The sequence below is a fragment of the Idiomarina sp. UBA4206 genome (genome assembly GCF_002383015.1).
Classification (GTDB): Bacteria; Pseudomonadota; Gammaproteobacteria; order Enterobacterales; family Alteromonadaceae; genus Idiomarina; species Idiomarina abyssalis.
Map to the genome: position 1 here is coordinate 1,536 of NZ_DFTS01000071.1, position 6,244 is coordinate 7,779.

6 protein-coding genes are annotated in these 6,244 nt (G+C 49.5%); 2 read left to right on the forward strand and 4 right to left on the reverse strand.

What is annotated here, in order from left to right; all coding sequences use genetic code 11:
* A partial coding sequence (gene nusG, locus B3180_RS13950; RefSeq protein ID WP_349677624.1) for a transcription termination/antitermination protein NusG occupies positions 1 to 247 on the forward strand: 247 nt, incomplete at its 5' end.
* Between the two features lie 2 nt (positions 248 to 249).
* On the opposite strand, the gene B3180_RS13955 is transcribed toward nusG, so the two are convergent.
* From B3180_RS13955 to B3180_RS13965, 3 genes are read right to left on the reverse strand one after another with little or no spacing between them, the layout of a single operon-like run.
* Positions 250 to 2,820, reverse strand: coding sequence for a zinc-dependent metalloprotease family protein (locus B3180_RS13955; protein ID WP_286845108.1), 2,571 nt, complete (start codon positions 2,818 to 2,820; stop codon positions 250 to 252).
* 48 nt (positions 2,821 to 2,868) lie between these two features.
* On the reverse strand, positions 2,869 to 4,236 hold the full coding sequence (mltF, locus tag B3180_RS13960; protein WP_278358202.1) for a membrane-bound lytic murein transglycosylase MltF: 1,368 nt from the start codon (positions 4,234 to 4,236) through the stop codon (positions 2,869 to 2,871).
* Between the two features lies 1 nt (position 4,237).
* Positions 4,238 to 5,521, reverse strand: coding sequence for an amidohydrolase (locus B3180_RS13965; protein ID WP_271331933.1), 1,284 nt, complete (start codon positions 5,519 to 5,521; stop codon positions 4,238 to 4,240).
* 69 nt (positions 5,522 to 5,590) lie between these two features.
* Here B3180_RS13965 and tadA point away from each other — a divergent pair, with 69 nt between their 5' ends.
* A complete protein-coding gene (tadA, locus tag B3180_RS13970; protein WP_286845111.1) occupies positions 5,591 to 6,064 on the forward strand; it encodes a tRNA adenosine(34) deaminase TadA in 474 nt (157 codons plus the stop codon).
* Here the strand turns inward: tadA and B3180_RS13975 are convergent.
* On the reverse strand, positions 6,057 to 6,244 hold a 188-nt coding region (locus tag B3180_RS13975), incomplete at its 5' end, for a Na+/H+ antiporter NhaC family protein (protein WP_286845113.1). The two genes, tadA and B3180_RS13975, sit on opposite strands and share 8 nt — an antisense overlap.

The window sequence follows — 6,244 nt, forward strand, 5'->3', positions numbered from 1 at the left end:
ACGTTTTGGCGATAACATTCCAAAAGTCCCTCAAAGCTGGATAGACCAAATGCGGGGCGTAGATCAACTAACCGACGAGCAAGCCCCCCAAGTGGGCGACACCGTCGAAATTCAGCAAGGTCCCTTCCGTGGGTTCCTTGCCAAAATTGTCAAGCTGGATGGTGAATCACGCTGCTTTGTTATGCTGGAATGGATGCAAAAAGAAGTTAAAGCTAACTTCAGTTACAAAGAGCTGCAATTCCAGTAGTATCAGGCTACGCGTTTGCGTAGCCCCAGAGCGATAAGCCCCAATAAAACCAACCAGCCGGCGTGTCCGCCGCTACTGCTTTCTGACGGCGCTGCACTTACCGTGAAGTTAACGCTGTCACTCTCGCTGTTACCTTCGGTGTCGCTTGCACTCAGTCGATACTGATATTGACCGGCAGACAAGCTTCCAACAGACGCCGTAACCGTATCGCCGGATAGGCTGACATTAGAAACTTCGGTTTCGCTGCCATCACTATTTACCCGGACAATCTCAATGCTGGATGCGTCCAGGTTATCATCCTCGTCAGTTACAGTAGCGGTTAACGACACTGTCTGACCCTCTACAGTATTGCTGGCACGGAAACCGCTAATACCTGGAGCTATTGCTCTTGGCTCAACAGTTAGTGAGACCGTTACACTTTCGCTGCCGTCACTAAAGTCAACACGCAGTGGTACAGATAACGCTTCATCTACCATCGGTGTATCGCCCGACAGCTGAATTCGACGCTCACCTTCAACTTCAGGGTCAACTTCCGTAGCGCTAAAGTTTGAAATGAAGCCTTCCGGTTCTTCCACGCTGATAACAACGTCGTTAGGGACATTATAAACACTCACCGCAGAATTCACGGCTAACAGTTCGCCAATGCTTTCTCCCTGACTAACAAATACCTGTGCAGATCCGCCAAGCGTGCTGGATGGATCTATCCAAACCCCAGTAGAAACAGAGAAATCAGGTGCATCGGTATTCACCACTTTCAAAGGAAGATGATACGGATTATGCACATTGTTTTTGTCTAATCCTGCGCTAATATCAGCAAGCGACTGTTTTAACGTTATGGTCATAATTCTGACGCTACTATCACCAATCACTTCCCAACTGAACCACTCAGCCGCATTGTCGATACCAATTTGTTGACTAACGTCTGTGCCGCTGGCTGTCACGGGCAGAGCCAGCTGAATTGATTCATTTGCGGTTTCTGGATCGGACAAATTAACAGCTATAACAGCTTCATCACCTGCCTCTGCAAGGCTTAATACATTTTCATCAACTAATAAGTAATCAGCCGAGGCGTCCGTATAGTCCCCGCTAAAACTCGCGTTACTCACAAAGCGCCAACGTGCCGCATTAGCGTTAACTTCTTCAACGGCAATAACACAAATGCTGTCAGGAAGAGAGCTCGCCGCGTAGCTAACGGTATTATCGGAAACACCTGCGTCATCTAACAACGCTTGTTGTGATATACCGGTATACCCTTCACAAGCTCCGGCGCCAATAACATACTTATCAGAGTTCTCAACGCGCGGCCAACTGAACGTCAGAGAATCATTCCCAATACGCTCAACCTGCATACTGTCAATATTGGTGCGTGAACTGTTATTTGCCCAAATAATACTGCTGCGCTGAGCCGCCAGGCTGGCATCGGCTGCATCAATTTCAGAAGCCGCTTTACCCAGTGGCACACCATAGTTTCCATCAACTAAGTCCGGGCTTGAGTAGGCAGCTTCACTGACACACTCGCCTTCACTGAATTCGCTACGACACACAGAACCATAAGACATGGTCGTATAAAAACGTCCCTGCCCGTCGATAAAACCATAAGGAATATGAAAGTCTTCCTGGTCACCTTCGCCACCGCTGGCGTTATCAGCCAATGTGTAACGATCGTGACGCAGGCCGAAGTTATGACCCACTTCGTGCGCAACCGTCCCTGTTCCCATACAACTTAATGCCGTATAACCGGCATTGGCACCACCGCTGACAAAGCTCACCCGGTTGTTACTGGTACTAAAGTCAGAAGCTCTAAATGCAATTCCGCATACGTCCGGGTTATCAGCCCCGATAAAATGCACCACATCGGCTTGATATCGGTCTATTAAACGAACCATTCTTTGGTCGTCGATAAGCTCATCCAATAAGGGATCCGGGTTTTCATTAGGGAAGTCGGTAGTGCTTTCGGGGCGAAACGGCTCCATTCCGGCAACAGTCATGGTTACCGGAACACCAGAGCGTTGAAATATACTATTGCTGGTGTCTACTGCACCTTGAATAGCCAGTTCCAAATCGTAATCGTTCTCTTCGGCATAACTGACTAAACGGTCGTCATACACAAACAACACGTCGAGTGAGTCATCAAATTCTTGTACTTCTTCTGGCTTTTCAGGTGAAAGCGCTACAGAGTTCGATTTTGAAGGTACAGGTAAAGCTCTGGCATCAAGACTTAATGCCTTCTGATGCTCGGTGAACCGGCGCTTAGGCTCAGCCGGCGGCAGATTCGTGTTCTCTGTAACGGTTTTACCATCCACTCGGCGAATAATGACAGAGCCAAGTTGCGGATGAGTAATTGAGATAAGCTGATTGTCACCACGTTGATGTAAAAAGCCTAAATGGTAAGTGTCACCCGATGCGTTCTCAAAGGTCAGCCGGTAACTGTTAGCGGACGACAAACGCTCGGCAAGCATAGCTTCTATAATCTGGTTCTCTACAGACAGTTCAATACTGTCACCCAAGCTTTGAGCTGCGGCAAACATCGGTGTGAGGGCCATTGCTGCCGCAGCTATTGTCTTCTTGTTCATCTATTTTCGTTCCTATACGTTTACTGCTTTCCTGATGTAAACATCAGGCTAAAGCCGTCCTTGCTCATCAAGATATTTTAGTGTGTCGTAAAAACGACGAATGTTTCCAACATAAGTTACCGGTTCATCTCCGCGCGCAAAGCCGTAGCGGGTATGACGGTAAAATTGTTTTTGCCGAAGCAGGGGTAAACGCTTCTTCACATCAACCCAACGGTCCGGATTGCCGCCCTGACGCTCCGTTATTATCCGTGCATCTTCTAAATGCCCGAAGCCTATATTATAGGCAGCTAATGCGAACCATGTCCTGTCCGGTTGCGGAATTCTTGCCGGAACCCGGTTCAGCATGCGTTCCAAATAACGGGCACCACCGCGAATACTCTGCTCTGCGTTCAAACGGCTCTTAACCCCCATAGCCTTGGCTGTAGGCAGGGTTAGCATCATCATGCCCCTAACGCCGGTGGGCGATACGGCACGCGGGTTCCATAATGACTCCTGATAAGAAATTGCCGCCAGCAGGCGCCAGTCAAGCGAACCAGAATGTTCTTTAAAGGTTTCCTGGTAAATCGGTAATATTTTATCTACCGCCTCAATAAATAAGCTGGTGGTCACATAATTAAATTGTTTTACGTGGCCAAAGTGCTGCTCTTTAATATGAGCCAGCCGACCGCTTGCACGAATTTCACCAAAGTATTCCACCACAGCAGCAAAGAGCGAATCATCGTCGCCTTGCGGCAGAGCCCAGGCAATGTCCTGATCATGCTTTACGGTAAACGCCACGCTTAAGTCCGGATGAAAACGCCGTTGGATATCCAGTGCCGTACTGTCCGTTATGGTGTAGTCAGTTTCTTCGTTAATCACCATTTGCAGCAACTCTACCGCATCATGGTCACGAGTTGCGCGCCAGTTCAGGGTAGGAATGCTGTCGCCTAAACTTTTCAAAAACTCGTGGTGCGAACTGCCTTCCACCACCACAATTTCGCCATCAGTAATTTGCTGCAAGTCACGTGGACGCTGCCGCGAGCCCTGCTTAAAAACCACTTTCTGGCTAATCACATCGTACGGAGGGCCAAAACGAAACAAACGAGCCCGTGTTGAGGTTCGGTCAATCCCGGCTGCGACAATATCAATTTCGCCACGACGCAACATAGTGAAGAGATCATTCACATCAAACCGCGGCACCATTTCCAGCTCAACACCTAAGCGATCAGCAAAGCGTTTCGCTAAGTCGTATTCAAAACCTTGCTCACGGTCGTGGTCAAAATAATAGCTGGTGGGGTTCATTAAGGTTCCCACCCGCAATACCTGACGTTCTTTAACAACGGTCATGGCATCGGGGCGGGTTTGAGGACTGCAGGCCGTTATTAAGCTAACGGCAAGCAGCAAAAAAGCGAACAGCGATACTGCAGACTTCGGCATATTAGAGTGATTCCAGTGCCCAATTCACATAAAGCTCAGTACCGGTTTTCAGCGCGTCTTCGTCGGCATAGAAGTGCGGCGAATGGTTACTGGGCTCGTTGGCCATATCACGCTCCGGAGGCGTAACACCTAAGAATACGAACATGCCCGGTACTTCCAGTGCATAATAAGAGAAGTCTTCCGCACCAGTTACTAATGGCACTTCCTGCACTTTATCGGCACCGGCAACCGCTTTAGTTACCGGCAACATCTGCTCAACTAAGTCTGCATCGTTGCTGGTTACCGGGTAACCCAGATCTACGTGAACATGGGCTTCAGCACCATTAGCCTCTGCCGTTTTTTCCGCAGTCAGCTTCAGTTTATCGTGAATATCCGAACGAATATCCATGTCAAAGTTGCGGATAGTACCAATTAAGGTGACTTCATCGGGAATGATGTTGTTACGCACACCACCTTCAACAATACCAAAGGACAATACCGCCGGTGCCTTAGTAATATTGGTCTGGCGACTAATAATGGTTTGTGCGTTATTAATAATTTGCGCTGAAGTCACAATAGGATCCACACCGCCCCAGGGGGTTGAACCATGTGTCTGCTTACCTTTGACTTTAATTTCAAACTGGTCAGAAGAAGCCATCAACGGGCCTTTGCGATAACCCACATGCCCTGTCGGAAAGCCTGCCCAAACATGAATGCCAAAAACCTTCTCGGGCTTGTTGTCCGCAAACAAACCTTCTTCCAGCATCAGCTCAGCACCGCCCTCTTCACCTTCAGGCGCCCCCTCTTCTGCCGGCTGGAAAATAAACATCACGTTACCGGCTAACTCGTCTTTCATTTCAGTCAGCTTTTCGGCAGCGCCCATTAACATAGCTACGTGGGTATCGTGGCCGCAGGCGTGCATGACACCCACTTCGTTACCGCGATACTCAGACTTTACCGTCGACTTAAACGGCACGTCGGTTTGTTCAGTGACCGGCAGTGCATCCATATCGGCGCGCAGCGCAATGGTAGGGCCGGGTTTACCGCCTTTAAGCAGGCCCACAACTCCGGTATGCGCCACACCGGTTTCCACTTCCATGCCCAGAGAACGTAAATGCTCAGCCACCATTTTTGCGGTTTCGAACTCACGGTTACTCAGTTCAGGGTTAGCATGAATATGGCGGCGCCATTCAATAACCTGAGCTTCTAAATCACTGCTGACTTTTACCGGCGACTGTTGCGCCGCCGCTTGTGCGCTAAAACCAAAGCTGCTGGCCAGCATCAAGCTAATAACGAGCTTTTTCATTATTCTCTCCTGCATAGGTGCGGATTGTTGTTCTGGTACTGGGTAATATCCTGCGCTAAAATCGCCGCCATGACAACCGATGAAATCTACATGCAGCGAGCATTAGAGCTTGCTGAACAAGCGCAAAAAGCCGACGAAGTGCCCGTTGGCGCGGTGTTGGTCATGGACGGAAGAATTGTTGGCGAAGGTTACAATCAGGTAATTTCTTTGTCCGACCCTTCTGCCCATGCCGAAGCTCAGGCTATTCGCGCAGCAGGTCAGGCTATCGATAACTATCGGTTGGTCAACTCTACGCTGTACGTCACTTTAGAGCCCTGCGCCATGTGTGCCGGTCTGATAACCCATGCCCGTGTTAAGCGTTTAGTCTTTGGCGCCACCGACCCTCGTACCGGCGCTACCGGCACCGCCATTGATGTCATTAATCACGCATCGATGAACCACAAAGTTGAGGTTCAAAGCGGCGTACTGGCAGAAGAATGCGGCGATATTTTACGACGCTTTTCCCGCGCCCGCCGCAAGTCTGCCAAAGTTAACGCTAAATAAGCATACCCGTTATTGCATAAGCCACGGTTGCGCCTAACCCGGCCAGCAACGCATAAGGCAACTGCGTGCGAACATGGTCAATATGCTCAACGCCCGACGCCATGGACGCAATAATGGTGGTATCTGAAATGGGTGAGGCATGGTCACCAAAAATTCCGCCGGAAATTGCCGCCGCAATAA

Excerpts from the sequence above, each read along its gene's own strand:
- B3180_RS13955 (WP_286845108.1), bottom strand. The coding sequence starts at position 2,820 with ATGAACAAGAAGACAATAGCTGCGGCAGCAATGGCCCTCACACCGATG.
- mltF (WP_278358202.1), bottom strand. The coding sequence starts at position 4,236 with ATGCCGAAGTCTGCAGTATCGCTGTTCGCTTTTTTGCTGCTTGCCGTT.
- B3180_RS13965 (WP_271331933.1), bottom strand. The coding sequence starts at position 5,521 with ATGAAAAAGCTCGTTATTAGCTTGATGCTGGCCAGCAGCTTTGGTTTT.
- tadA (WP_286845111.1), top strand. The coding sequence starts at position 5,591 with ATGACAACCGATGAAATCTACATGCAGCGAGCATTAGAGCTTGCTGAA.